Consider the following 26,175-nt stretch of genomic DNA (forward strand, 5'->3'; position numbering starts at 1 on the left):
TCAGATTTTTCTTGCTGTGTTAATAACATTTACACCATTGAAACGGGTAGTGGAGCTGCCATGCGAAACAGCGTTTGCCTGGCCGGGCTGACCCTTCCCATCGTTAAACGCCCCGCCTAAACGGTAATCGCTTTTATCGGCAATGGCGGTGCAGGAGTTCCAGAATTCGCGGGTATTGGCCTGGTAGGCTACATCTTTCAGCATACCGGCAATTTTGCCATCCTTAATTTCGTAGAACAGTTGTCCGCCGAACTGGAAGTTGTAGCGTTGCTGGTCAATAGAGAAGGAGCCATCGCCAACGATATAAATGCCTTTCTCCACATTCCTGATCATATCGTCTACGCTCAGGGGATCCTTACCTGGTTTCAGCGAGATGTTGGGCATACGCTGAAACTGTACATCCTCCCAGCTTTGTGCGTAGCAACAGCCCTGTGACTCCTTGAGACCGATGATGTGCGCCTGATCGCGTATGGCCTGGTAGTTCACGAGTATACCGTCTTTAATGATGTCCCACTCCTTACATTTCACGCCTTCATCGTCATAGCCTACAGCGCCCAGGGAACCGGGCTGTAATTTATCTGCCACGATGTTAACCAGCTTGCTGCCAAACTGGAAATTACCGGAGCGCCATTTATCAAGCGTCAGGAAACTGGTGCCTGCATAATTGGCTTCATAGCCCAGTACGCGGTCCAGCTCTGTAGGGTGGGCCACTGATTCGTGAATGGTGAGCCAGAGGTGCGAGGGATCCAGCACCAGGTCATATTTACCCGGTTCTACGGATTTCGCTTTTATCTTCTGGGCTACGTCTGCCGTAGCGTTCTTCACATCTTCCAGTATATCGTAGCGGTTCTTGTAGCGGGTTACCACACCGGCCACTTTATTATCTGCGGTGGGAGTCAGGTATTCGTAGCCCATGCCTACGGGAGAGCTGAGCGAACGCCTGGTTTCAAATTTACCGCTGGCCTTGTCTATTTTGGTCACCACAAAGAAAGGATAGAGTCGGTGTACATCCTGGTCAATATAAGAGCCATCGGTAGAGGCGAAGAACTTCTGTTCATTCACACCCATGATGGCAGAATTCACGAAGTTGGCGCCGCCCTGCAAGGCAATATCGTTCACCTGCAGGAGGAGGTCTACTTTATCTTTTACGGGAACGGAAAAGGCATTCTGCTGGATCGGCGTTTTCCAGCTTACATCACCATACCCTTTCTGCGGGGCCAGCTGCACAGGCTCCGTCATGATCTTTGCATTGGCTTTGGCCACTGCCACTGCCCTTTCTGCCGTCCTGATGATGTCTTCGCGGGTAACGTTATTGGAAGCAGCAAAACCCCAGCTACCGTTGGCAATCACGCGGATACCCACGCCAAAAGATTCGGTATTGGAGATGGACTGTACCCTTTTCTCGCGGGTAAGGATAAACTGGTTGAGATAACGGCCTATACGTACATCCGCATAGGTGGCGCCTTTGGCGCGGGCGGCATTCAGTGCAAGGTCGGCCAGCTGTTTCTTCATGGCTACATCCATCCCTCCCACCAGTGCGTGGGCAGGATCAATGTCGTTACCGGCGAACAGCGACTTCGGCACCATCAATGCACCAAAGCTCATAGCCGAAAGCTGTAGAAAATCTTTTCTGTTCAATTCGAAGACCCTCCTTAGGTTTAATAATGAAGTGAAAAAAGCGGTTTAGATATCCTGGTTTTCTGTAAACTCTTAATAATGGTTGTTATCATGAAAATTATACAATTCTCTCAAACTTATTATACCGTTAGACTAATTTTTCTTCCGCCCATAAAAAAGCTGCTGACAACATAAAGATAATCGCACAGCTAATGAGCGGGACGCGACTGGTATTCCCATCGGTGGCTGCAATGCCCCTGCGTCCGGGAATTGCTTCGCGGGCAGACAGGTGCTGCCAGTCTTTTTCTGCAAAGGCATACCACCAGCTGCTATCTCCCTGCGATGATACGGCAGCCTGCCAGCCCGCTTGTGATGGCCAGTAAATCCCCTGCCAATGGTAAGGCAGAACAGCATCCTGAGAAAGGCTCAGCGCCGCATCATTCACCCTTGCCACCGGGTATGGCTGCGGGGTTTCCAGCTGCAGCGGCACGGGCTTTTGCGCCTTCGGAAAAGCAAGGCCTGTACGCCAGCGATCCTGCAAGGGCTGCTGCCGGGCCGCCTGCTGTAAAAGCAAAGACCATAACGACTGATAAGCGGCCGGCTGACCAGACAGTATCCAGGCATAGGTGTTACCAAGGGTGGTGAGTACGAGTCGGCCTTCACCATACAAACTGCTACCTGCGAGGATGTGCCGCTGCGGATCCCAAACAAGCGACTGCAAACCCGGGGTATTACGCAACCAGGCCGCAGGGGCGGTTACCAATGTAACGGCTTTGTCGCCAGCTGCGCTGTGCAGCAATAAGGGGCGTTCATTCTTATCTGCCGCAGCGGTTAATGTAAATGGCTGCCCGTAGAACTGACCGGATGCAATACTGCTGTCTGCCCGGATGATGAGGCCCAATCCTTTTTCCGCCACCTGTAACCTGACGGCCCCCAGCTCATCCCTGCCCAATGCCGCCAACGCGGCGGCATCGCTTATCAACAGATCAAATGCAGTGAGGCGTTCCGGCGTAATCCTTTCCAGCGGGAAGCGGGTTGTATCCAGGAAAGTATAACTGTATTTATTGCGGCTGATAGCGGTACGCATAGCCACTATATAGTCATGTTCTGACAGCCAGTTGGCCAGGAACTTGTTTTCAAAATCAGGCGAGGCGGCCAGTATGAGTACTTTGAGGGGACGGGCTGGCAATACTTCTACAGGAAGCGGTTCTTTTGCCAGTGTATCTTTTGCCAAGGCGAGGAAGGTATACAACGCGCGGCCAATATGACGGGGGCCGGCGCTTAATGCAAAAGGGCGCTCCTCCTGCGGCGGAATGGTAACAGAATCCAGACGCTCGTTAAAACCGCTCAGCAGGAGCTTTACGGGTACCGTGCTGCTGTTCTTATAGCGGCCCTGCAAATGAAGATTGCTTCCCGTATTAAGCTGCCGTTGCCAGTAAACAGACTGGACACCGGCGGGGAGGGTATCTGTCTGAACAGCCCCTTTCAGCTCCCTGCGCTCATCCTGCTTTTTATGCAGGGGAAAGGGCAGCAACAGAAATACCAGGCTGACAACTGCCAGCAGTGAGGCCAGTAAACGCCCATAAAGCCTTGCCTTGTTGGGACGTTTGATCTCCTTCCAGACCAGGAAGGCCAGCAATAAGGCGGCTGCTATGGCTACTATGTAATTCCAGTGCATCATCGTTATTGCTGCCGGTTCAGGTTTTTAAAGTATTGTTGCGATAAGCCGGCGCCCGAAGTGGTGTGTACTGCCTGCGGCAGGCGGTCTGGCTCCGGTATCATATCATAGACTGCCTGCGCTGCCATTGCTACTGCCTGCGGATCAGGCGCCGAATGTTGTTCCAATGCATCCAGCACACCACGCATAGCCTGCAGGGAAGACAGGTATCGTGCAGGCGAGGCCGTAGCCCGGGCGCTCATCCGGCGGGCGGCTTCCTGTAATACATTCATGCTAACCGGGTCTGACAGCGGTGCGCCGCTCTTCAACCGTTCCAGTATGGCTAATGCCTGTGGCAGGCGGCCTGCGGGAGCAGCTTGTGTATAATCATGCTGCAGCACGGGAATGATGATTTTGTCCAGTTCTCCCGTTAACCGTTTTTCTGGTTTCAGGGGTGTGGTTTTCACGCTGGTTTTGCCAACATAGACCCTTGACTGCTGTTGCAGGTCTTTCAGCAGGCGCAGGGCCTTGTATTCATAGGGCAGGGCCTCCTGCGGTTTAAACGTACGCAGGCGCAGCTCTGCATTCCACATTTCCGCCAGCGTGGCCTTGAGCTGTTGTTTGGTAACAGGATCAAAGAAGGACGCATCTTCTGCGATGTCATGTTTGTGGGAGAACTGGTCTAATATTTTTTCTGCATTGTTAAAGTCCCTGACAATGGCAGCGTCATCTGCTGCTGCATGATCATGATCATGATCGTGTCCTTCATGCGCTTCATCGCTCACACGATCTTCACCGAGGTTGGTTGCTGTTTCCTCTCCCAGGAAACGGCCATAGCGCAGGCGCAGCAGCCGTTGATCAATACCCAGGTCGTTGCTGCGCTGCCGGAAGGTCTTCTCAGGCATCGTGTCTCTGGCGCGGATCAGCTGTTCTGTTTCGATGATGATCTGCCGCTGGCTTCTGAAATATTCCGGCTTAACGTTCACGCTGTTGGCAAGGCCCTCCAGGCTCATAAGCTGTGCGGTATCCGGCAGTACTACCATGTACATGCCTGAGCGGCTGTACTGCTGATGATTATCTGTTGCCTGGATGTAAAGATATAGTTCCGTACCAGGTTGCATGCCCAATGCCTGCAGGTTGATGGTATGCTGCAGGCTGTATTGTTTGCGGGCGCCGTTGAATACCGTATTAAAGGGAATGGCCTGTTCTTTAAACTTCACCGATTCACCGCTGCCGCTGGCTACAGTAGCCTGTATGGAAGCTGCGCTGAGGCCATAATCATCCGAAAGCGAAACCTGCACTTTAAGCGTTTGCGGCATACCATAATCAATTACAGTATACGAAGCAGGCGACTGCACAGTGATAACGGGAGGCTGATCTTTGATCAGGGCCAGTTTATAGAGGCCGGATAATTTGCTGGCCAATTTCAGCTGGTAAAAACCCGAATATGCAGCCCTGAGGCCGCCCTTCCACAAAGTGCCTTCCTTATTTTGCGGTGAAAGGTTCAGCTGCCCGGTATCATTCAAAATCAATTGCAGGGAGCCCACCGGCTTACTGGTACGGATATCCCATTGTACACGGGCGCCTTCTTCCACTTCAAGGTCGGGCTGCTGTTGGTGCCGTTGTTTGCGGGCCGTGTAAGCTGGCGGCGTGATGGTCACCGTTAGCGCTGCGATCTCCGGCATGGCAGCTGGCAGGCTGCCGGTAGGCCGCGGGCGTTCATTTGTTTTTTGCTGATGCAGGATGATGGGATGCCACCATATATACATGGCCGCGCTGATAAGCAAGGCAGCTGCTAAAAACAATACGGCTATACGTAATTGTTGTTTGTAAGGTTGCGGCGGAGGTATGCGCTGCAACACCTGTTCTATTCTCCTGACCTGCAGCTGCTCCAGCATACCCAGGGTATGCGGAGGTTTCAGCAGCAGGGCACAGCTGTCTTCCAGCTCGGGATAATGTACATTGAAATAACGTACCACATCTGCGTCATCTATGCGCCAGGTACGGGAGGGTAGCAGCAAGAGCACCAGGCTTGTTATCCCCACCGGGAATGCGCACCACAAAGCGCTATCATGCACCTTGCAGATCAGCACGGTGGCGACGGCGGTGAGCCCCATAGCTGTCATGATGTGCACCAGCAGGGCAGTTGCCCGCCATTTCCGCCGCAGCGTATGGATCATATGTACTGCCTGCTGATCAACCATTGGTGCTTGTTCTTTGAGAGGTGAATACCCATATCCGCTCTGCCAGGAACACGATAAAAACCATTACCCATATTAAAGTTCCCAGGTCTGTTACGGGTAATGTTGTTCTTTTACTTGAGCGCTCCGCGTTATACTGATCTGGCCGCAATTGCTGTGCCGCTATCGCCCGGCGATCTTTATCTGCAGGAACAGCAAGGCTGTCCGGATACAGCAGTTGTAGCAGGAGGCCCGGGAACGCTGCGTTCCAGGGCAGCTCGTTCCAGGCGGGGTCCAGGCGGCTGGTGAAGTGATAAACGCGGGTGTCGTTGATTTGTTCCAGGTACAGTATGGCATTGCCGTAGCCATCTTTCCATTGTACAAGCCCGTTTACAGGCGGAGCAGCCTGTATGCGTTTGAAAAGCGGTACAGGCGTTGCTTCATTTGAAATGATCCAGGAGGAGGCGTTTACCACCGTGCCGCTATCATAACGCCAGATATTATCCGATTTTACCTGTTCAGGGATGGGTTGCGGAGAAAGCCAGAACAACCAGTCGGTTTGCGCGGGCAATGCGCGCAGCTCACTGATCACCGACAGGCGGATCTTACGCGCTGTAAATTCCTGTATGGCTGTTATAGCCGCCTGCAGGTACGATGCGTCATGCGCATATGTATCTGCAAAAACGGTGATCAGCCGGGTGGCCGTGTCTGTTTGGGCGCTGGCGGCGGGCAAGTGTTCATAAATGTAACTATTGCCGCTGGCGCGGCTGCTTACCTTACGGGTACGTACGCTGCCGGATGCGGTAACATATGATCCCGCCTGCCAGTTGCTTACTGAATCTGCAGGCTGATATACATACCAGTGTGTACCTGTATCAATATGCGGGCGTTGCCCGTGAAACCGGCTTAGATAATGTGGTGTAAAAAGAAAGCGGGTGGCGGGAGCCTGGGGATGTTGCTGTAAACTATCCAGCAAGGCCCAGTAAGACGCGCTGTCTGCCTCCGCATCTGCTGCGTGCCGCAGTGCGGTTTGCAGGTCTTCTCCCGGGAAGCCGGCTGCGAAATAATGAAAGGAATATCCCGCCTGTAATAAACTATCCACCTGCGGCTGGAACTGCCGGTAGGTTTCCTCCAATCCGCTCTGCGCTATCAATACCCAGCCTTTTTCTTTCTTTACAGAAGCGGCCCGCCAAACGGGTTTGGCCAGCAACAACGCCAGCAGTATAATGAGCAGGCAACGCAGTAAGAGCAGCAGCAGATCAGACCACTGCAGGCTGCGGGAGGATGGGCGCCCGTTCTCTTTCAGCAATGCAATGCTGCCAACCGCCAGGGTTTTACCCGGGCGAATGTTCCATAAATGGATCATCACCGGGATGATGATCCCGGCTGTTAACCAAAGCCATATGGGTTGTAACAGCTGCAGCAAGTTATATTTCTGATCTTTGACGTTGGTTTAGAAAATCGCGCAGTGCTTTGTCCAGCGGCTGATCCATGGGGACCATCCGGTAGAAGATGTGTTGTTCAAGCAGCTGCATACGTGTAGCGGCCAGGTATTGCTCCATGTTTTCCATATAGGTACGCTTCATCTGTGCAGGGTTGATCTGTATGGTCTCTCCGGTTTCCAGGTCTTTTAGTGCGGCATAGTTGCCAAAGTCCATTTCCAGTTCGTTCCTTCCCATCAGGTGAAAAACGATGAGCTCATGCTGCAGGGCAGATAAAGCGGACAGCAGGTGGCTGATCTCTTCTTTCTGCTGGTACATATCAGTGATAAAGATCAGCAGCTCGCGGCGGCGTTCACCGGTGAACAGCTGTTTGTAATGGATCTCTTCAGTAAAGCGGCCTGCGGGCTGCAGCTGCTCCAGCTGGAAGAACAACCTTGAAAGGTGCTGGGGATCTTTCCGGGAGGGCAGCGAATAAAGATGCGCATCGCGGAAAACATACAAACCTATTGCATCTCCCTGCATATAGGCCAGGTAGGCCAGCGCTGCGGCCAGGTAACGGGCATAATCCATCTTGGAAATGTCTCCATCCTTATGGTTCATGGAATTGCTGGCGTCTACCAGGAAGCGGACGGAAATGCTGGTTTCCATTTCAGATTCGCGGATGTAGTAACGGTCTGAACGGGCGTACATTTTCCAATCCAGCCAACGCAGATCATCCCCCGGCTGATAGCTGCGGTACTGGCTGAATTCCAGTCCGGCACCCTTCATCTGGCTGCGGTTAAGGCCAGACATAAAACCGTCTATCACCGTGCGGGCTGCCAGGGACAGGTCTTTAATGGCCATCAACACTTTTGGATCCAACAGCTGGCTCATAGGGGAGATTGTAACCTGGGTATTGTTTTTAACAGCTCTTTCGTAACGTCGTCTGCACTGATATGTTCTGCATCTGCCTTAAAGTTCATCAATACCCGGTGCCGCAATACGGGGTAAGCCATCGCATGCAGGTCTTCCATTGTTGCGGCATAGCGGCCTTTGAACAGGGCCCTGGCTTTAGCGGTAAGAATGAGGGCCTGCCCCGCTCTTGGCCCGGCGCCCCAGCGCACCCATTCCTTTACGTAAGGAACGGTGGTGGTATCCGGACGGGTGGCGCGTATAAGGGTGGCTACATACTGAATAAGATCTGTATCAATACTTACTTCACGCACCAGTTGCTGCAGCTGTTGTATCTCTGTGGCGCCCAGTACAGGCATTACCGTTACCTTTCGGTTGCCGGTGGTGCTGCTAAGGATGGCGGTTTCTTCCTCTGCGCCGGGGTAGCCGATCTTTATGTATAGTAAGAAGCGGTCCAGCTGCGCCTCCGGCAAAGGATAAGTGCCCGCCTGCTCAATCGGGTTCTGGGTGGCCAGTATGAAGAAGGGCCTGTCTAACACATAGGTTTGTCCGCCGTAGGTGATCTCAAACTCCTGCATGGCTTCCAGCAGGGCGGACTGTGTTTTGGGCGGTGTACGGTTTATTTCATCGGCCAGGATGATATTGGCAAACAGCGGCCCGCGGTTAAATTTGAAAAAGCGTTTACCGGTGGCATGGTCTTCTTCCAGTATTTCAGTGCCGATGATGTCTGTAGGCATCAGATCCGGTGTGAACTGTATACGGCGGAAGCTCAGGTCCAGCGCCTGTGAGAGGGTACGCACCATCAGGGTTTTGGCCAGGCCGGGCACCCCTTCCAGCAGGCAGTGGCCGCCAGCCAGCAATGCTACCAGTATCTCTTCTACTATGGCCTCCTGCCCTACTATGACCTTCTGCACTTCCTGTTTAAGCTGAGCCAGCTTTTGTTGTAACTGTTGAACCGTACGTTCTGTGATCTCCATGGGCAGGTTTATATATAAAAAAATGAAATAAATGCAGCTCCTTGTCTGAACGCAAGGAAATTATATATAAAAGCAGGAATTTTAAAACAAAAGCCGGATTTTTACACCAACGGCGAATGGAAGTTGCCGTTAACCCGTAATTTTCCAGCACTATCATGAACAGCGCCAAATTTACATTTACCCGTTTACGTTACCGTTCCGGCGATTGGGACACTGATCAGCGCATGCCTTCCAACCTGCTGAACTCATTGATAGAATACACCACCATCCCCGTTCACCTGCAGGAAAAAATAATTGACCTGGGCAGTAATGAATTGTTCAATGCCCCCTTTTGTTATCTGAGCGGTCATAAACTGGTACAATTTGACGCACAGGAAAGCGCCTTTTTCAAGAAGTATGTACAGAACGGCGGGTTTGTTTTTGTGGATGATTGTAACCATGACATAGACGGCCTGTTTGCCAAATCATTTGAAGCGCAGATGAGCAGCCTGTTCGGACCAGCCGCTCTAAAAAAGATACCCAATACTCATGAGCTCTATCGTTCCTTCTTTCACTTTGAGAAGGGACCGCCCACAACTTCATTTGAGCTGAACGGCTGGGGAGACGACCTGGTGCATGATTACCTGAAAGCAATTGAGATCAATGGCCGCATGGCCGTATTGTACAGCAACAAGGATTATGGATGCGAATGGGATTATGATTTCAGGAACAAGCGGTTTATGGCGGAGGACAATACAAAGTTCGGGGTGAATATTGTCGTATATGCAATGGGGTAAGCAACCGGCAGTAAGCATGATACTTACCACCGGCTGCAATAGTTTATTGAATATTAATAAAGGCTTCTTTTACATTCCATCCGTATAGTTCTACCGCCAGGTTGTTGTTACCGGGCGTATAGTTAATGGTGATGGTCTTCTCTTCACCGGGCATTACAGACACATAGTTATCATTGAAGAAGGCGGGCAGTACGCGCTGCTTTGTTGCGGCGTCTACCAGTGCTACGCGGTTAAAGAAAGCCACGGGGCCGCCTGCGGGGTTGCGCAGGGTAACGGCAATGCTGTCTTTACTGATGCGTTTGGCGCTCGCCTGCAGATCTGATGCCGTCATTTTCTGCAAACCGGAGTAATTGCCCTGCTCATCCGGGAACCAGTAGAAATTTTCAGAAACGGTCTGCTTGTTCATATCGAGGAAGCGCAGGCGGAGAAAAGCGCCCCGGTCTTTACGCGCCGCATCTACCGCCTTTTTAACGGGCAGGTATTTTTTTACGGATGAAGCGCCAATCTCTGCGAACACCTGTGTAAGCTGGTGGCTTTTACCATCCAGATCATACAAGGTTACTTCCAGCATCAGGTCGCGGCGGGGTGTGAAAGTGTTGTTCACCGCCATTACCATTCCCTGTACGGGATCGTACATTACGTGCAGCGGTTCACTGCCGTTGTGCAGGCCATAGAGGCAGGCGTTCACATCCAGGTAGTAATCATACATCTGTCCGCGCATGGCCGTCCAGGGGTTCTGCGTTTTCCAGATGATCACGCCTGTATACCAGTCCCACATGTGGGAACTGAAGCCTTCCATTAAAGCGCGGTACTGGTCATAGTTCACCAGCTGGGCTTTGTTCGCAAAGTCTTTGGCGTCTTTTGCCCGGCCGTAGGGATCGATATACTGATCATACCCGATGTACTTATGGTATTTCCAGACGGAGTCTACTTCTTCCTTATACTGCGGCGCGATCATGTTCTCTTTGGGAATGAACCGCTCCAGGGAAGCATAATCACCCACACCTACAGAGCCAATCTCTGAGTTAAAGGGCCAGGTACGGTGTGCCCAGAAAGTTTCCGGATCCTGGATGCCGTAGGGACCGTCGCCATTTCCGCCCAGGAAATTATAAGACATGCTGTCTGAGTTGGAATAGTCAAAAAAGTAGCGGATACCATCCAGTTTGGGCAGAATGGAATCTTTCAGCGGAACGATGATATCTTCCGGCGGGGTGATCTCGTTACCGCCGCACCAGAGCGCCAGGGAAGGATAGTTGCGGATCATTTTCACCTGGTCTTCGACAGAGCGCAGCACCAGGCCATGATCATCGGGGTAGCGGCGGCGGGTCCACTGATCTTCTTTCTTCATCGGGTCTACCCAGCGGCCGTTACAGTCGCCGGAGAACCAGAAGTCCTGGAACACCAGCAGGCCGTATTTATCACAGGCCTCGTAGAATTCGGGGCGTTCTGTCAAGGCCCCTCCCCATATGCGGATCAGGTTCAGGTTCATATCACGGTGGAACCTTATTTCTGCGTCATATCTTTCTTTGGAGAAGCGCAGCATGGCATCAGAGATGATCCAGTTGCCGCCTTTGATAAAGATCTTTTGTCCGTTTACGTTGATCTGGCGGCTGCGGGTGAATTCGTTCCAGGGCGTTTGGATTTCACGTACGCCTACCTGTACATTTTCCTTATCGCTTACTACATTGGCGGCATCAACAAACTGCAGCTGCAGCTGGTACAGCTCCTGGGCGCCATAGCCGCTGGGCCACCATAGTTTAGGGTTTTGCAGGGTATGATCCGGTAACTGTACCTCTGTGGTGGCATTTGCAGGAAGGGTTACTCTCTTTGATACCGTTTTACCGTCCAGCACATATTGCAGCGTACCGGTTACAGGTTTGGCAGCAGCATTCTCCAGCTCTGCAGATACCTGTACAATAGCAGGCGCCTGAGGGCCCTGCGGCTGACGGACACCAGGCACCCGGGTTACCACGTGCGGGTTTTTCAGGTTTACGGCGCCGGTGCGTTCGATCGTCACCTTATCCCAGATACCGGTGTTACGGTCGCGGATGGGTTGTATCCAGTCCCAACCGGCGGTGTATTGATGCGCCACGCTTTTGGCAATGATGCCATCGCCCCCTTGTCCTCCGTTAGGATTACCCGGAAGAGCAGCCGGGTGTATCAGCACGGCCAGGCGGTTGCGGCCATCTTTAGCCAGCAGGCCGGTAATGTTATAGGTTTGCCGCAGGAACATGCCGTAGTGAGTGGTTTTATTGAGACGCTGGCCATTCAGGTATACATCGCAACCATAGTTCACCCCACGGAAATGCAGCCATACCTGTTTACCTGCTGCTGCGGGCTGCTCGGTAAAATCCTTTACGAACCAGTAGGTGTAATGATCGTTCCCGGTGTGGTAAATGTCCGGGATCTGCTCATTGTTCATTCCATAAAAGGGATCCGGTACCTGCTTATTGTTCAGCAATGTGGTGAGCACGGTACCCGGAACGGTAGCAGGTATCCAGCCGTTTAATGCGTGTGCGGGATTGGAAAGCGCTTCTCCCTTGTCTGTTACTTTGGAAATATTGGCGCATTGCCACCCTGTATTTAATTCATACTGATCCTGGGCCCTGGCAGTGATACAGTAAGATAGCATCAGTAAAATGATGCAAAATTGTCCCCTGTTCTTCTTCATAGTGGCATAAAGATGAAAATAAAATCGAAAAAAGGGAAATGAAAAGGAAGAACGGGGAATAAAAGGCCCGGAAGGCGGCTGTCTGTGTGTACTATTTTAACTGGCTTATCCTTGCTTTATCCTTACTGTCAGGGCATCTGGTTAAAATAGTATCAGTACGTCAGCACCTTCCGGGTCAGCGGTTAGGAAAACGTTTATTGATAGTAGGGATTCTGGTACATCTTTACCGGGTCCAGCTGATATTCATCGAACGGTATCGGGAAGTACTGATCTTTTATGCCGAAGTTAGACAGCTTTGCTTTTCCGTAATCAGCCTGGTTCTTGGCATGCATGTAGGTAACCAGTTCGTCGATGGTAAAGAAGCGTAGCAGGTCAAACCAGCGGTGGTGCTCAAAGGCCAGTAATACACGTCTTTCATGCAGGATGGCCAGTTTGAGAGTTGGGAACTTACTGCTGTAGGCAGGATCATTCTTGACGGTGTTGTACAGCGGCATATTGGCTCTTTCGCGCACCATATCCAGGTACTCAATGGCTGCGGTGTTATCGCCCAGATACATATTAACTTCCGCCAGCATGAGGGCTACATCTGCATAGCGGATCAGGATCCAGTCGTTGCCGCCGTAGCCGTTAGTGCCTGCTGCCGTGCTGGTATCCCAGGGTGTCCTAACGTCTTGTATACAGGCATCATCTTCTATGGTTTGTTTAATGTTGCCATCCAGCGTATGTGTTTTCAGCAGGCCATTCCAGTCAATGCAATAGATCACGGCTTTCCATGCTGTACCCGCTGCGTTGAGGCGGATACTATTGCCGATGAACGTTGGACCAATACCGTTATAAGCAATACCGGTAGGATGACCGATCAGGCCTTCGCCGTTTACGGTGAGCTTATATTCATTACCGGTATATAACAGCGTGTCTTTAGCGGGAATGATAGTAGCCCAATAGCCATAATAGCAGCAGTGATGTGTATTTTCATCATTCTTGGTTTTTTGTTCCCGGCAAACAGCCCTGTTTCACACGTATGCTGGTGAGATGATATAAGGTTCCCGTGGCCACAAAGTATGGATGAGCAATTATGTACGATTGATTGTCCCGCTTAGCGTTCGCAAAGAGAATATTCCATTATTACTGAATGGTTAAGCATATATTACGCTATTGTTATAATAAGGTTACCTGCGGGGCTTCAACAAAAAACTTGCGTATTATGCTGAAATTTAGTTACTTACAAGGTCCCAAATAACCAAACCACCCCTCATATGAAAACCAGATACACCACCGCGGGCTCAATTGCGCGGATGATCCTGATTGCAAGCCTTGTATTTTCAGCCTGTAAAAAAGACAATGATGTAAAGCCGCCGCCGCAGTATTCCCTGGATGAACTGTATGCCCACTCTATCACGGATGCCATGGTAGCCGACAGCAGTGAAAGGATAGATACGCTTTGGGCCATCTCCCCGGAGAACAACAACCTGCAGTGGAAGACCATCAATGGCAAGCAATATGTGCTGATGGCCACCTTTATGCGTTTCCCAAACAGCTATCCTGCCGGGGATTCAATTACCAACACCTGGGGAGAATCGTGGGTATTTGCCCCCGCGCAAATGAAAAGGCGCCTGCTCCCCAGTTTTAAACCTGGTTCAGATACCATTTTGCGCATTTCACAACTACTGGGTTTACCACCGGTGAACAGCAGCAGCAATACCCATATTGCAGAGATCTGGGTAGAAGCCTCAAGGCTATACCGCCCGGCAGGCGATCCGGCCATTAATACCACTACTACCGGAGCGGTATTGGTAGAAGGGGTTTCTCCGAGCTACACCACCTGGTTCGATAATAATATTATCTACTCTTATTATCGTCCTTTACAATCTTCCACTGATTATTACTATCCCTGGACAAGGCTGGGTTATACTTATGACTGGAACCCCGAAGCCAAAGAAGTGGGTTTAAGTGAATTTGTGCTGCAAACCAATTCCGGTATCTGGGTAGAAAGAACAAGCACTGCACCGGCGTTTTTCAGCAACTAAACACCGTCATTTGTCATACCTGTTTACCCGGGCCCCGCGAATATTATATACGGCATAGGCCCGGGTAAATTTCTTTATTAACTTTAGGCATGCAAGCAGCAACTGTACTTTGGTTACTGGGGATACCCTGTTCCGGGAAAACAACATTGGCATATAAGATTAAAAGTGAGCTGGACAAGCAGCGGATCCCCTGTAAGGTACTGGATGGGGACGAACTGAGAAGCGGTATCAATGCAGATCTGGGATTCTCTCCACAGGACCGTGAGGAAAATATCAGGAGGGCCGCTGAAATTGCAAAACTATTCCTGGACGCAGGTTTTGTAACCATCTGCTCCTTCATAACCCCTACGGCTAAACTTCGGCACCTGGCGCGGGGCATTATCGGAAGCGAACATTTTCATGAAATTTATGTGAGCTGCAGCATCAGCGTTTGTATGCAGCGGGATGTGAAAGGCATGTATAATAAAGCCCGGAATGGAATCATAAAAAACTTTACCGGCTTACAATCAGCATTTGAGGCGCCGGAAGCACCTTTTCTGACAGTTAATACCGAAGAAAATGACGTGGCTGCGTCTGCCAGTGAAATATTAGCAGCGGTGTTCCCGTCCCTGTTCGGACAAATGGGCCGGGAGGCACTACCATCAACACTTTAGGAGCATTTCGGCCACATCCGCATTATCCGCTGCAAGAAAAAGATGAAGAAACATTTGCAGGAACAAAAATTTGTACCTTTCTTTGTGTCAAAATAACACAAACGGAAATGAAACCGTTCTCCTCATATAAGAACCCTGCGCTTGCTGTTGACCTGGTAGTATTTGGTTACCATGAGCAAAACCTGTCTGTGTTATTGCTGAACAGGAAGGAAGCGCCCTTTAAAGACCAGTGGACCTTGCCTGGCGCTTTTCTTCAGATAGAGGAAACTTTTCAGCAAACCTGCTCCCGTATATTGAAAACAAAACTGGGGATGGACGATGTGTACCTGGAGCAGCTGTTCTCTTTTGACGACCCGGCCCGCGACCCGCGGGGACGTGTGATATCTGTTACCTACTACGCCCTTGTGAACCCGCACAAACTGGAGATCGCTGCCGGTAAAATGGCCAATGATGTGCAGTGGTTCAATGTAAAGAAGATTCCGGCGCTGGGCTTTGATCACAAAAAGATCTTCGATAAGGCGCTGCAACGCCTTAAATCCAAGATCCTTTACTTCCCGGTGGGCTTTGAGCTGCTGGATGAGCTGTTTACCATGAGCGAACTGCACCAGCTATACGAATGCATCCTGGGGATAGAGATCGACAGGCGGAATTTCAGCAGAAAGATGCTGGTTGCTGAATACGTGATCAATACCGGGCAGAAGCGCGAAGGCCTACAAAACAGGCACCCGGAGCTTTTCCGGTTCAATAAAAAATTAAAGCACCACAATTTTCAACTTAATATCATCAACCCATGAACATGCTACCTATCCTGCTGAAAGACGGCTATAAAGTAGGTCACAAATTTCAGTATCCCGAAGGCACCACACTGGTTTATTCTAATCTCACTCCCCGCAAATCCCGGAATGCAGATATACAGGAAATCGTTTTCTTTGGCCTGCAGTATTTCATGAAGGAATATCTTGTACGGCAGTTCAATGAAAACTTCTTTAACAAACCCAAAGAAGAAGTACTCAGCCAGTACGCCCGCCGCATCAACAATTATCTTGGCAAAGACAGTATAACCTATGATCATATAGCAGCACTGCACGACCTTGGTTACCTGCCGCTGGAGATCAAAGCGCTTCCTGAAGGAACGCTGGTACCTATGCGCGTGCCTGTTTTCACTATCAAAAATACGGTGCCTGAATTCTTCTGGCTGACCAATATGCTGGAAACCATTCTGAGCGCCGTGCTGTGGAAACCTGCTACCTCTGCCACCACGGCTTTTCAATACCTGAAAACCTTTACCCGCTACGCAAAAGAAACGGTAGGCAACGACATGAGCTTTGTTCCCTGGCAGGGTCATGATTTCTCTTTCCGCGGCATGAGCGGTGTGGAAGATGCCCTGATCAGCGGCGCAGGCCACCTGCTTTCTTTTGCAGGTACGGATACGATCCCCGCAATTGACTTCCTCGAAATGTTCTATAATGCAGATTGTGAGCAGGAACTGATCGGCGGATCTGTTCCTGCTACTGAGCACAGCGTAATGTGTATGGGCACCCAGGATGGAGAGATCGGTACCTTCCGCCGGCTGATCAGCGAAGTATATCCTGGAGGTATTGTATCTATTGTAAGTGATACCTGGGATTTCTGGCAGGTAATCATGGAGTTCCTTCCGGAGATGAAAGATATTATTCTTGCCCGCAATGGTAAAGTAGTGATACGGCCCGACAGCGGCGACCCGGTAAAGATCATTGTTGGCGATGAATCTGCCCCTGTTGGCAGCCCGGAATATAAAGGCGCGATTGAATGTATGTGGGAAACATTTGGTGGTACCATTACCGAAAAAGGGTTCAAACTGCTGGACAGCCATATTGGCCTGATCTACGGCGATAGTATTACTACCGAAAGGCAGCTGGCAATACTGGAAGGACTGAAACGTAAAGGTTTTGCCAGCTATAACGTGGTACTGGGCATCGGCTCTTATACTTACGAATATGTTACCCGCGACACCTTTGGCTTTGCCATGAAAGCTACTTACGGAGAAGTGAATGGTGCAGGCCGGGATATCTTTAAAGATCCTAAAACGGATGACGGCACTAAAAAATCTGCCAAAGGCCTGATGCAGGTACGCCGGAACGCGATCAGTGGTAAACTTGAACTGAAAGATCAATGCACCTGGGAGGAAGAGGCACAGGGAGAACTGAAAACAGTGTTCAAAGACGGGAAACTGGTAGTGGACTGGACCTTGCAGCAGATTAGGGAAAGAATAAAAACAGCATTGGAAAATGATGGAGATGGTACAGTAGTACAGAACTCCAGGACTGAAAACGCTGTAGCCGATTATTGATCTACAGAATATTCAACACATGAACGATAAACAAAAGAAAAATACCAGTAAATTTCTGAGCCTTATTCTGCGGCATAGCCCGGAAAACTATTGACTTTTAAACACGACCGCGATCTATGTCTGCAAGGAACTTTATAAAAGATGTTTTATTAGGCGTGGCCACCGGGGATGCCTTAGGTGTACCGGTGGAGTTCAGGACCAGGGGCGAGCTGAAAGAACGGCCGGTAACCGGTATGCTGGAATATGGCACACACAATCAGCCGGCTGGCACCTGGTCTGACGACAGCTCCCTGACTTTCTGCCTGGCAGAGATGTTATGCAAAGGTTATGATCTGCATGATCTGGCTAACCGCTTCATCAACTGGATGGAGTATGGTTACTGGACCCCTCATGGTGAGGTATTTGATATCGGTATCGCCACTGCTGCGGCTATTCACGGTCTGCAGATGGGAGACAGACCCGTAATGGCAGGCGGCAGGAATGAAGAAAGTAACGGTAACGGCTCCCTGATGCGCATCCTGCCCCTATTGTTCTATGTGAAAGATCTGCCTGTTCAGCAACGGTTCCATTGTGTGGAAGAGGTATCTTCGATCACTCATGGTCATATCCGTTCTATCGCAGCCTGTTTTATCTATATTGAATTTGCCCTGGCCATTATGCAGGGCATGGATAAACATGCCGCGTATAAGGAGATTTGCTCCGGCACCCGAGATTTTCTTACAAAGAACAATGTGCTGGACCTTGTAGAGCAAAAGATATTGGGGCAGATACTGGAAGGTAAACTGCCTTCCCTGCAAGAAGCAGACATCCATTCCAGCGGCTATGTGATCCATACATTAGAAACAGCCATCTGGTGCCTGCTTACTACCAGAAGCTATAAGGAAGCAGTATTGAAAGCCGTGAACCTGGGCAGCGATACAGATACATCCGCAGCTGTTACCGGTGGCCTGGCCGCCCTGCTGTATGGCTGGGAGACCATTCCCACTGAATGGCTAAACGTACTTGCCAGAAGAACAGATATTGAAGACCTGGTCAAAAGACTGGACGATAAACTATAGACTATGCTTACACTGAATCTTATCTATCCTGAGCGATCCGACATTCGTTTTACCACCATGGTCTTTCCTGACGGACAACCTCACATTAAAATAGATATGGATAGTATAACCGGTTTGGATCGCAGCCAGCCGCTGAGGATCCTTACCAGGATAGCTAACACCAACGATCTGCTGTTAGCCCTGTTCATCAAGAACACCCTGGACTATCTCGAATTTGAACAGGTGGAACTGCATGTTGCTTACCTGCTGGCGGCACGTATGGACAGGGTGATGCTGGACGGAGAACCTTTTTCGTTAAAGATCGTAGCGGGTATACTGAACCAGGCGCAGTTCAAAAAAGTAAAGATATTTGATCCGCATTCCGAGGTGGCTACTGCGTTGATAGACCGCTCTTATGCAGTGAGCAATCACCAGTATGTGAAGGATGCGCTGGCGCATTATTTTAATCATCATCCTGCCACGCCATACTGTCTTGTTTCGCCTGATGCAGGTGCATTGAAGAAGATCCATAAGCTGGCGCAATTCCTGGCTGTTGACCACGTAGTGGAATGTATGAAAGAACGGGATGTAAGGACAGGTGCACTCACCAGCTTTAAAACCACTGCCGGGCAGCTGAACGGCCTGACCTGTTTTTTAGTGGATGACATTTGTGATGGCGGAGGCACCTTTGCAGGTACAGCGAAGATGTTGAAGGGAAAAGGCGCACAAAAGGTGAACCTGGTAGTGAGCCACGGTATCTTCAGTAAAGGAACAGTGATTGAAAGCGTGGACGAGATCTATACAACAGATTCTTTCAGGGACGTGGAAAACGTGCAACGCTTTGAGGTTGGGAAGTATCTTTAAACATTAACCCTATTATTTACACCTATGAAAATCCTGTTTAAATACCTGCTATCTGTTTTACTGGTATGGGCTGCTGCAAGGGTAAATGCCCAAATGCCACCGTCAACCGACTTTTATACGGTTATCAAAAAATATGATCTGCGTAAATTGTGACGTGCAGATCACATCCAGATAGAAGTAGAAGGTGAAAGTATTCCGTTCCCGGAACCAATAGGTTTTATTGGTGACAACTTTCAACGCTTTTACATTCACTACCTGTCAGTCAGCAAAAGTCCGGCTGCTCCGTATAGATATCATGTTAAAGGCAAAACAAGAGTAAAAGAAAATATCTGTAATTTTTCCGGAACCATTTCCGTTTTACAGGCAAAGCATTTTAAAGAAAGTGATATTCCAAGCTACAAGCAGGGATTTATTGTCTGCCGTGTAGATTATCGGGAAGACAGTACCCAGAGCGGTAGTGGTTTTATTAAGGGAATGCTTACAACGAACTTTTGCCTTGACAGTAATGGTCATCTTAGTTATGGGATGGGAAAGCTATACTAAGGCTTATGGTGCAGGTGGTGCTGAAGCGGAAAAGGCGCTTCAACTTGAGAAGGAGGAATGGTGGAAGTAGGGGTGGTCGAATGGATGGCATATTGTCTTTTTTATTCGGCCTGAAAAAAAGTCTTCACAAAGTTAAATCCATTATTATAAAACAAGTCATCTGCAAACTGCGCAACATCCAGCTGGTTTACCCATTGCCTGGAATCTTCCAGTCTTTCCAGGAAAATTTTAAAGTTTACCGTGATATAATTTTTCAGCGTTCGCATCTCTTCCACATTGGAGACATTGGTAAAAGGATTGATGAGGCCATCAAAGTCAGATCCAATGGTAATATGATGCTGTGCTTCCTGCAAAGGTATGCCTGCTGTTACGCAAACCTGTAAAAAATGTTTCAGATGCAGCAGTATATGATCATAAAAATACTCCTGGGCGTTCCCCTGCTCTGTACTGGCAGTCAGTTCTTCGATTGTGACACAGTCATCGTGGGGTAAGGGCTTTTCGATCCGCTTTGGCAGACCAAATACTTCCCATTCTGCTTTGGAGATATACTCCTTATCTACAATTGAGCCATCGTCTTTTCTGCCGGTGGGTTCGTGATCAAAGCGGCTGACGTATCCCAGGATGCGCCGGTCCATAGACAGGCCGATCATTCCCCCGTTCCTGACAATCCAGGTTATTTCTTCATCAAAAAGGTTGATGGTGGTCATATTGAAGGCCGGGGCGCCCGGACGCTCAGGCATATTCTTTACCTGCATGGTTTTACCGGTTTCAACATACATTACGCCGTCCAGCGATCTTGTAAGCTTAATATACTTCGGCCATTGAGAGAAGGGAATGCCGGTGAAGCCCGCGTGCGTACAAAGCAATGGCTTTATCTTGCTAAACTTTCCTGCATCTATCTCGTTCCGCAGCTCACTTCGCGACTGATAACTCATGTGCTTGAGATCAACATGAATGCCCCGGTCAAAAAGCGCCTGTACGATCTTCCTGCCGTCATCTGCAAGGCCTTTCCCCCGCGGGTAAAAGGGTGCATTTTCTGTTAGCTGTATACCAAAAGCATGATTACACAGGTTGGATTGCTGCATGTGCGTCAGGTTAACGGCGAGTACCGGTGCTTTGGCGATCAGCAGATCCAGGTTACGGATTATTTCATTGGTATCAAATAAAACGCCCGGGAGCGTTACTTCGTTAATCTTGTCTGCAAATGAATGGCAACCTTCTACCACAAAAAATATATTCACTGTATTCCTTTTCAACGGGGCATCAAAGCTTTGTCTGGATAATACATTGAAAGATGCGGGCGCATTGAGGTAGCTGTTCAGTGTTCTGGAAATGGTAAAATCCTTAAATGATGTAAAGGTGTTGTTACCGATGTGCTCCAATAATGTTGCTGACAGTTTATGTTGCGATTCTTTTTTCAGGAATTTCCGCAATCGGATCACTTCCCTGGCCAGCTTACTTTCCAGGGCGTATAGCGCTACTCCGATCACAACCTCTTCATCTATTTCTGCCAGCTGACTTTGATGGATCTGTGCGCGGATAATATTGGGGAGGTCACTGCAATGCTGTGGTATACCGGCGATATCGCCGGGACTGATCCTGGTATCGATATTGGGATTATCATCAAAAAGCTGCTTCAGGATGATATGCGTGTGAAAGTCAAAGTACTTCATATACGAGGTTTTAACCGGTGTGGTTGGGAGAAGCTGGTGTGCGCAAGCGCCAACCGGATGCCGGCATGAGAATCGGGGTCAGCTACCTCAATAAAGTTACGGATTTTGAGGATAGGAATAGTTAAAGGGAAGGTCCGGGATCATATACTAGTCCGGGTAAACGCTTCTATATGGCTCCATCTGCCGTGATTCTGGACCAGATGCCGTTTGCCAGTGTACATTTTCCTTACGGATCCTTGCTTTGACATCCTGCTCTATTAATTCCAGGTCAATAGGGGACTCCAGGTCTACCTTTATTTCCAGTACCATCCCTTTCCATTACTGCTAATTCATGTGATTTGAGAGTATGGCACATGAGTAAATCCGGTACGCTTTTACCCTAAGCAGGAAGTGGGCTTATTAAACCAGGTGCAGGATGAAAAGACAGTCAATACCATCCGCCAGCATGTGTAACAAAAGACCTATGGCAATAATGCGGGTGCTCTTCGGGACGAGCAGTAACAGATAGGCGCCAATGGCGATGTAGCTGTGCAGGGGATGAAAGCCAATACTGCAGCGGCAGGGGTTGAATATTGGTGTAGCCAGCAGGTGATCCAGATCCACCAGCATGGTGAGCATGAGTATAAGGTAGGTGCTGAACCAATGTGGTTTATTAATAAGATGTGCCAGCAGTAGCGGGAAGATAATGTGCAAGAAATAATGAATGAATGGCTGCATGGTGGAAGCAAAAATAAAAAAAGGTTTCAGCCTTGCCGCTGAAACCTTTTGTGGTCCCACCTGGGCTTGAACCAGGGACCCCCTGATTATGAGTCAGGTGCTCTAACCAACTGAGCTATAGGACCTGTCCTTTCGGACGAATGATTTATATATCTACTTTTTGTGGGTTCCCCTTAAGGGACGGCAAAATTAATTATTTTTTATTCAATAGCCACAAATTTTATTTCTTTTTATTGGCCTGCCTGATATTATTCTCCAGTAGCAGAAAGGGGGCGCTTTTCTGCCACCGGTCTCCTAATCCGGGAAAGTTGGCGGGCCCCTGGGAGAAATTACCGAGCACTAAGTCGGTATCTCCATCTCCATCTATGTCTCCGGCATCCATACATATCCAGTGGCCCCAGGTACCGCAGGGCAATGAGTAGACGTTAAATTTCAAACCGGCACGCTGTTCAAAATACAATACGGCTTCCTGCGGCTGACCTTCATAATCGGCAAAGAAGGCGATTGTCAGCATATCTTCATCTCCATCCAGGTCAATGTCCTTTACAGCCACCTTATAGCATCCGTTCACCGGGTAGAAGTATTCCTGTTCAAAGCGGTGATTTCCTTTATTGAGAAAAATATACACCCCGTGATAATTTTTCAGTACCCGTGAATTGTCTGCATTATCCCCGCAGGTATAGATGATATCCTCAAGTCCGTCATGATCTATGTCCTGCAGGGTAAAACTGCTGGAGCCATAAGCTGGCGGGAACTGCAATACCCGTTCGGGTTTGAATTTACCGTTACCGGTGTTCTCGAGGTACCAGATACTCTCATCGCCCTGAGCGAATAACACCCATATATCCGGACGGCCGTCCCCGTTCTCGTCTCTTATATAGGCTTTAATGGCCCCAGGGGAAGGCATCAGTATATCCGGCTGCCGGCTGTCCGGCTTCAGCCACGCCAGGTAGCCCTGGTTGAACCCAAATCCGCAAACCAACAGGTTTGTTTGTCCGTCCTGCCCCGGAATTGCCAGTGTTTGAACCGGTCTTGGTAACTTATCTTTAACCGGCTGTGCATCCACCAGCAGGCTGTCTTTCAGCTCACAGGCGTGTATACTGCCCTGTAAGGCATCTGAGGGAAAGATGGTACCAATGCAGGTAATATATCCCCTGCCCTCCCTTCCAGGCAGGGTGATATCAGATACAATACTCTGGGAACATGCCCGCTGCACCGGCTGGAGATCATCATTATAGATGTGTAAGGTGCTGTCTTGCGCGTCTGCCGTCCAGATACAGTGGCGCAGGGTATCTATGCCCACGTAGCTGGTGAGCGGGGCTGCATCTCTTGCCTGCCAGTCGGGCTCCCTTACGCTGAATATGGGGGGCGCATTCCGGGAAACAGGAACCGGTCTTTCCTGGGGTAGGGGCCGCCAGGGCGCAACTGTTGTATAGTATTCTACGATCTTATCCCAGTCATCCCGGCCTATAATACTGGCTGTCTTACCCGGGGTATCGGAGAGCACAGGCTCCCGGTAGTAGTTGCCCATGTAGCTTTTAATTCCCAGTTTGGCGCCCATTACCGGCAGCACGTCTTTCTCCCAGGTGGTCTTGTCCAGCAAAGCGGGAGACGGAAAGGCATGGCATGAACTGCAATAGTGGCGGGCCAGCTGACTGCCGGATTTCACCCGTTGGGTCCTTGCCAGGTCTCCGTTACAGGCATTCAGCACCAGCATGATAAGCAGGTACCGGAAAGGTATAAACGATTTGATGCGGTAGGATAGTTGCATAACGCGCTGCGCATTTCTAAAATACAGCATTAATTTGCAGCTTTGCAAATATTTTAAACAGCATGCAAGGAATCAAACATATTATTTTCGACCTGGGCGGCGTTATCCTGAACCTTGATTACCAACGTACGTACAAGGCTTTCGAGGAATTAGGCATTAAGGATTTTACAGGTTTGTATAACCAGTACCAGGCCACCCGTATATTTGACGACCTGGAAACCGGCCGGGTAAGCCCGGAAGAATTCCTGCACGCAATGCGGGAACATGTGCGCCCGGAGGTAACAGAACAGCAGATCATTGATGCCTGGAATGCCATGCTGCTGGATTTTCCTTTGCAGCGCCTGCAATTGCTGCAGCAACTGCAACTGCATTATGATATTTACCTGCTTAGTAATACCAATGCCATCCACCTGGAAAAATTCAACCGGATCTTACAGGAAAGCAGGGGCCTCCCTTCAGTGGATGTGTTCTTTAATAAAGCTTATTATTCACATTTGATGGGCTTCCGTAAACCGGAAAAAGAGGCGTATCAACTGATCCTGGATAATCATGGACTGAACCCGGCAGAAACTGTATTTATTGATGATACGTTGCCAAATATTGAAGGAGCTAAAGCGGTAGGGTTACAAACTATTCACCTGCAGGCGCCTAAAACCATTCTCGAAATATTTAAAACAGCTGTGGGCGGTTAGCTGCAGAACAGGGCTGTTTATTTGACTTCCTCGAAATCTATATAATCACCTTTATCCGCCGGCCGCTGATGATGAGTGGCGCGTTGCTGCTGCTCCTGGGCCCTGTGCTGCTGCGATTGTTGCTGTTGGAACTGTTCGCGCATCCGGGCCTGTATATCGCCCATCTGTTGCCGTACCTGTTTGGTAGACTGGTAAACGGGAATGATGAAATCAAATATCACTTTGTACGCCAGCCACAACAGGAATATGGTAATTAATATCTTCATAGTGTGACAAAGGTAGCAGATAATCTGCTACCCTTGCAGGAAAATCGATTCACTTTAAGGTTTCTTTAACGGTCTACTTTATCCCCATGATGGTAGCGCTTTCCATTGCCGCCTTCTTATTGAATTCCCATGCCAGCTTCTGATAATTAATGGCGTCTACGATAGTGCCCACGAAGCACAGGCCGATTGTCAGGAAATACAGGATCCCCATGCCTATCTGGTTCAGCAGGAAGCGATGAATACCCGCCGGGCCGATCAGGCCTATAAGGCAACAGATCAGAACGGTTTGCGGATCTTTGCGGCGGCCCTGGTAGATGCTCAGGAATCGCTGTTTTTCATCGGTACTCAGGTCTTTGGTAAGCTCTTGCAGCCATATCAGCTCTTCATGCTGGATACCCGGCAGGAAACCAAAAGAGAAGTCGTTCATGTGGGATTGCTTTTTAAATGATGGAATATCTTTATCTGTTGCTTTCCGAGATCAAAAATGCGGTAGCCAAGCACACCCAGGGCCAATATTCCCAGCGGATGGCTTTTCCAGGAAGCTGCCAGTTCTCCATGCAGCAGGTAATGAAGTGCATGTCCCAGCCCGCAGCCCGGGCACCAGCTGATACCCAGCCATTTGAGCGGACACAGGCTGGGGCCGCTGCCATGCGGATCCATGAAGAACAGGGCGACTAGGGCCAAAGGCCATATCAGTAACTCTATGTTGAAACGCTTTATATAAAGGGTGGCTGCAAGCATAAAGGTTAACCCAAATGTATTAAAACATTTCCTAATCCGTACTCCTGGGGCGTTTTTCCCTGCTTTAAATATTTCTACAAGTTAAAGAAATAGTTTTTGGATCAAAATAAAATCCTAATTTTGCAGAGGAAAATGATTCAAACGAAGGGGACGATAATAGTCCCCTTCTCGCTTTTTTAGTATGGCAAATGAACAAGTGATCGCATCGATCCGGCAACTCCTGGAGGGGCTACTATCCTCAAACCCGGAGTACTTTGTGGTAGAAGTGAAGATTAAACCTACCAATAATGTAAAAGTGTTTTTGGACGGGGACAAAGGTGTGCCTGTAGACAAACTGGTGAGTCTGAACCGCGCATTGTACCCGCTGCTTGAATCCGCAGGCCTTTTCCCGGACAACGACTTTTCCCTGGAAGTATCTTCTCCTGGTCTGGACGAACCGCTCAAATTACACCGCCAATACCTTAAGAATATTGGCCGCAAGGTGGAAGTCACCCTGCTGGATGGTACTGCTAAAGAAGGTACCTTACAGGCAGTTACGGATGATCAGATTACCATTGGGGAAGTGATCGGCAAGAAGAAGGATAAGAAAATTTCAGATATTCAATTTGCTGATATTAAGCACACCAAGGTGTGTATAGTGTTTTAAAAATG

23 protein-coding genes and 1 tRNA gene are annotated in these 26,175 nt (G+C 49.5%); 9 read left to right on the forward strand and 15 right to left on the reverse strand.

The genetic code is table 11. From position 1 onward, the window contains the following. From Q0577_RS13310 to Q0577_RS13335, 6 genes are all read right to left on the reverse strand, one after another. Positions 1-1,605 (reverse strand): TldD/PmbA family protein, encoded by a 1,605-nt coding sequence (locus Q0577_RS13310; protein ID WP_298737089.1) that lies wholly within the window; start codon positions 1,603-1,605, stop codon positions 1-3. A gap of 160 nt (positions 1,606-1,765) precedes the next feature. Then, the gene (locus Q0577_RS13315) at positions 1,766-3,298 is read right to left on the reverse strand and encodes a hypothetical protein (RefSeq protein WP_298737090.1); all 1,533 of its coding nucleotides are present in this window, start codon (positions 3,296-3,298) and stop codon (positions 1,766-1,768) included. Between the two features lie 2 nt (positions 3,299-3,300). After that, on the reverse strand, positions 3,301-5,478 hold the full coding sequence (locus tag Q0577_RS13320; protein WP_298737091.1) for a hypothetical protein: 2,178 nt from the start codon (positions 5,476-5,478) through the stop codon (positions 3,301-3,303). Then, the gene (locus Q0577_RS13325) at positions 5,471-6,880 is read right to left on the reverse strand and encodes a BatA domain-containing protein (protein WP_298737092.1); all 1,410 of its coding nucleotides are present in this window, start codon (positions 6,878-6,880) and stop codon (positions 5,471-5,473) included. Before Q0577_RS13325 ends, Q0577_RS13320 begins: the two co-directional genes overlap by 8 nt. A 1-nt stretch (position 6,881) precedes the next feature. Then, complete coding sequence (locus Q0577_RS13330; RefSeq protein WP_298737094.1) at positions 6,882-7,769, reverse strand: DUF58 domain-containing protein; 888 nt, start codon at positions 7,767-7,769, stop codon at positions 6,882-6,884. Further along, positions 7,766-8,764: a MoxR family ATPase gene (locus Q0577_RS13335; RefSeq protein ID WP_298737096.1), complete on the reverse strand. Its 999-nt coding sequence runs from the start codon at positions 8,762-8,764 to the stop codon at positions 7,766-7,768. Before Q0577_RS13335 ends, Q0577_RS13330 begins: the two co-directional genes overlap by 4 nt. Positions 8,765-8,919: 155 nt before the next feature. Between Q0577_RS13335 and Q0577_RS13340 the strand changes: the two genes are divergently transcribed. Then, the gene (locus Q0577_RS13340) at positions 8,920-9,540 is read left to right on the forward strand and encodes a DUF4159 domain-containing protein (protein ID WP_298737097.1); all 621 of its coding nucleotides are present in this window, start codon (positions 8,920-8,922) and stop codon (positions 9,538-9,540) included. Positions 9,541-9,583: 43 nt separating this feature from the next. On the opposite strand, the gene Q0577_RS13345 is transcribed toward Q0577_RS13340, so the two are convergent. Together Q0577_RS13345 and Q0577_RS13350 are read right to left on the reverse strand one after the other, a co-directional pair. Next, positions 9,584-12,211 (reverse strand): glycosyl hydrolase, encoded by a 2,628-nt coding sequence (locus tag Q0577_RS13345; RefSeq protein ID WP_298737098.1) that lies wholly within the window; start codon positions 12,209-12,211, stop codon positions 9,584-9,586. A 194-nt stretch (positions 12,212-12,405) separates the two neighbouring features. Then, entirely contained in the window at positions 12,406-12,975 is a 570-nt protein-coding gene (locus Q0577_RS13350) for a RagB/SusD family nutrient uptake outer membrane protein (protein ID WP_298737099.1), read from the reverse strand. A 492-nt stretch (positions 12,976-13,467) separates the two neighbouring features. On the opposite strand from Q0577_RS13350, the gene Q0577_RS13355 reads away from it, so the two are divergent. From Q0577_RS13355 to Q0577_RS13380, 6 genes are all read left to right on the forward strand, one after another. Next, positions 13,468-14,238 carry a hypothetical protein gene (locus Q0577_RS13355; protein WP_298737100.1) on the forward strand — a complete coding sequence of 257 codons (771 nt, stop codon included), beginning with the start codon at positions 13,468-13,470 and terminating at the stop codon, positions 14,236-14,238. An 89-nt stretch (positions 14,239-14,327) separates the two neighbouring features. Beyond that, a complete protein-coding gene (cysC, locus tag Q0577_RS13360) occupies positions 14,328-14,891 on the forward strand; it encodes an adenylyl-sulfate kinase (protein ID WP_298737101.1) in 564 nt (187 codons plus the stop codon). A 107-nt stretch (positions 14,892-14,998) separates the two neighbouring features. Then, complete coding sequence (locus Q0577_RS13365; RefSeq protein WP_298737102.1) at positions 14,999-15,685, forward strand: NUDIX domain-containing protein; 687 nt, start codon at positions 14,999-15,001, stop codon at positions 15,683-15,685. Next, positions 15,682-17,220, forward strand: a complete 1,539-nt coding sequence (locus Q0577_RS13370; RefSeq protein ID WP_298737103.1) for a nicotinate phosphoribosyltransferase — start codon at positions 15,682-15,684, stop codon at positions 17,218-17,220. Before Q0577_RS13365 ends, Q0577_RS13370 begins: the two co-directional genes overlap by 4 nt. 116 nt (positions 17,221-17,336) lie before the next feature. Further along, positions 17,337-18,278, forward strand: coding sequence for an ADP-ribosylglycohydrolase family protein (locus tag Q0577_RS13375; protein WP_298737104.1), 942 nt, complete (start codon positions 17,337-17,339; stop codon positions 18,276-18,278). 3 nt (positions 18,279-18,281) lie between these two features. Further along, positions 18,282-19,121, forward strand: coding sequence for a phosphoribosyltransferase family protein (locus Q0577_RS13380; RefSeq protein WP_298737106.1), 840 nt, complete (start codon positions 18,282-18,284; stop codon positions 19,119-19,121). A gap of 644 nt (positions 19,122-19,765) precedes the next feature. Here Q0577_RS13380 and Q0577_RS13385 read toward each other — a convergent pair. The 4 genes from Q0577_RS13385 to Q0577_RS13400 all read right to left on the reverse strand — a co-directional run bounded on the left by Q0577_RS13385 (position 19,766) and on the right by Q0577_RS13400 (position 23,825). Further along, positions 19,766-21,337 carry a membrane dipeptidase gene (locus Q0577_RS13385; RefSeq protein WP_298737108.1) on the reverse strand — a complete coding sequence of 524 codons (1,572 nt, stop codon included), beginning with the start codon at positions 21,335-21,337 and terminating at the stop codon, positions 19,766-19,768. A 399-nt stretch (positions 21,338-21,736) separates the two neighbouring features. Next, on the reverse strand, positions 21,737-22,054 hold the full coding sequence (locus Q0577_RS13390; protein WP_298737109.1) for a DUF6122 family protein: 318 nt from the start codon (positions 22,052-22,054) through the stop codon (positions 21,737-21,739). A 51-nt stretch (positions 22,055-22,105) separates the two neighbouring features. Then, positions 22,106-22,179, reverse strand: a tRNA-Ile gene (locus tag Q0577_RS13395). A gap of 95 nt (positions 22,180-22,274) precedes the next feature. Then, on the reverse strand, positions 22,275-23,825 hold the full coding sequence (locus Q0577_RS13400; RefSeq protein ID WP_298737111.1) for a VCBS repeat-containing protein: 1,551 nt from the start codon (positions 23,823-23,825) through the stop codon (positions 22,275-22,277). Positions 23,826-23,887: 62 nt separating this feature from the next. On the opposite strand from Q0577_RS13400, the gene Q0577_RS13405 reads away from it, so the two are divergent. Continuing rightward, a complete protein-coding gene (locus Q0577_RS13405) occupies positions 23,888-24,517 on the forward strand; it encodes an HAD family phosphatase (RefSeq protein WP_298737112.1) in 630 nt (209 codons plus the stop codon). 17 nt (positions 24,518-24,534) lie between these two features. Here Q0577_RS13405 and Q0577_RS13410 read toward each other — a convergent pair whose 3' ends face one another. From Q0577_RS13410 to Q0577_RS13420, 3 genes are all read right to left on the reverse strand, one after another. After that, positions 24,535-24,783 carry a hypothetical protein gene (locus Q0577_RS13410; RefSeq protein WP_298737113.1) on the reverse strand — a complete coding sequence of 83 codons (249 nt, stop codon included), beginning with the start codon at positions 24,781-24,783 and terminating at the stop codon, positions 24,535-24,537. Between the two features lie 73 nt (positions 24,784-24,856). Then, on the reverse strand, positions 24,857-25,210 hold the full coding sequence (locus Q0577_RS13415) for a TM2 domain-containing protein (RefSeq protein WP_298737114.1): 354 nt from the start codon (positions 25,208-25,210) through the stop codon (positions 24,857-24,859). After that, positions 25,207-25,524, reverse strand: a complete 318-nt coding sequence (locus Q0577_RS13420; RefSeq protein ID WP_298737116.1) for a DUF2752 domain-containing protein — start codon at positions 25,522-25,524, stop codon at positions 25,207-25,209. Before Q0577_RS13420 ends, Q0577_RS13415 begins: the two co-directional genes overlap by 4 nt. Before the next feature lie 181 nt (positions 25,525-25,705). On the opposite strand from Q0577_RS13420, the gene Q0577_RS13425 reads away from it, so the two are divergent. Continuing rightward, positions 25,706-26,170: a ribosome maturation factor gene (locus Q0577_RS13425; protein WP_298737118.1), complete on the forward strand. Its 465-nt coding sequence runs from the start codon at positions 25,706-25,708 to the stop codon at positions 26,168-26,170. Positions 26,171-26,175 lie beyond the last annotated feature (5 nt).

Origin of the sequence: uncultured Chitinophaga sp. (genome assembly GCF_937898475.1) — a bacterium.
Taxonomy (GTDB): domain Bacteria; phylum Bacteroidota; class Bacteroidia; order Chitinophagales; family Chitinophagaceae; genus Chitinophaga.

Excerpts from the sequence above, each read along its gene's own strand:
- Q0577_RS13310 (WP_298737089.1), bottom strand. The coding sequence starts at position 1,605 with ATGAGCTTTGGTGCATTGATGGTGCCGAAGTCGCTGTTCGCCGGTAAC.
- Q0577_RS13315 (WP_298737090.1), bottom strand. The coding sequence starts at position 3,298 with ATGATGCACTGGAATTACATAGTAGCCATAGCAGCCGCCTTATTGCTG.
- Q0577_RS13320 (WP_298737091.1), bottom strand. The coding sequence starts at position 5,478 with ATGGTTGATCAGCAGGCAGTACATATGATCCATACGCTGCGGCGGAAA.
- Q0577_RS13330 (WP_298737094.1), bottom strand. The coding sequence starts at position 7,769 with ATGAGCCAGCTGTTGGATCCAAAAGTGTTGATGGCCATTAAAGACCTG.
- Q0577_RS13335 (WP_298737096.1), bottom strand. The coding sequence starts at position 8,764 with ATGGAGATCACAGAACGTACGGTTCAACAGTTACAACAAAAGCTGGCT.
- Q0577_RS13340 (WP_298737097.1), top strand. The coding sequence starts at position 8,920 with ATGAACAGCGCCAAATTTACATTTACCCGTTTACGTTACCGTTCCGGC.
- Q0577_RS13345 (WP_298737098.1), bottom strand. The coding sequence starts at position 12,211 with ATGAAGAAGAACAGGGGACAATTTTGCATCATTTTACTGATGCTATCT.
- Q0577_RS13355 (WP_298737100.1), top strand. The coding sequence starts at position 13,468 with ATGAAAACCAGATACACCACCGCGGGCTCAATTGCGCGGATGATCCTG.
- cysC (WP_298737101.1), top strand. The coding sequence starts at position 14,328 with ATGCAAGCAGCAACTGTACTTTGGTTACTGGGGATACCCTGTTCCGGG.
- Q0577_RS13365 (WP_298737102.1), top strand. The coding sequence starts at position 14,999 with ATGAAACCGTTCTCCTCATATAAGAACCCTGCGCTTGCTGTTGACCTG.
- Q0577_RS13370 (WP_298737103.1), top strand. The coding sequence starts at position 15,682 with ATGAACATGCTACCTATCCTGCTGAAAGACGGCTATAAAGTAGGTCAC.
- Q0577_RS13375 (WP_298737104.1), top strand. The coding sequence starts at position 17,337 with ATGTCTGCAAGGAACTTTATAAAAGATGTTTTATTAGGCGTGGCCACC.
- Q0577_RS13380 (WP_298737106.1), top strand. The coding sequence starts at position 18,282 with ATGCTTACACTGAATCTTATCTATCCTGAGCGATCCGACATTCGTTTT.
- Q0577_RS13385 (WP_298737108.1), bottom strand. The coding sequence starts at position 21,337 with ATGAAGTACTTTGACTTTCACACGCATATCATCCTGAAGCAGCTTTTT.
- Q0577_RS13390 (WP_298737109.1), bottom strand. The coding sequence starts at position 22,054 with ATGCAGCCATTCATTCATTATTTCTTGCACATTATCTTCCCGCTACTG.
- Q0577_RS13400 (WP_298737111.1), bottom strand. The coding sequence starts at position 23,825 with ATGCAACTATCCTACCGCATCAAATCGTTTATACCTTTCCGGTACCTG.
- Q0577_RS13405 (WP_298737112.1), top strand. The coding sequence starts at position 23,888 with ATGCAAGGAATCAAACATATTATTTTCGACCTGGGCGGCGTTATCCTG.
- Q0577_RS13410 (WP_298737113.1), bottom strand. The coding sequence starts at position 24,783 with ATGAAGATATTAATTACCATATTCCTGTTGTGGCTGGCGTACAAAGTG.
- Q0577_RS13415 (WP_298737114.1), bottom strand. The coding sequence starts at position 25,210 with ATGAACGACTTCTCTTTTGGTTTCCTGCCGGGTATCCAGCATGAAGAG.
- Q0577_RS13420 (WP_298737116.1), bottom strand. The coding sequence starts at position 25,524 with ATGCTTGCAGCCACCCTTTATATAAAGCGTTTCAACATAGAGTTACTG.
- Q0577_RS13425 (WP_298737118.1), top strand. The coding sequence starts at position 25,706 with ATGGCAAATGAACAAGTGATCGCATCGATCCGGCAACTCCTGGAGGGG.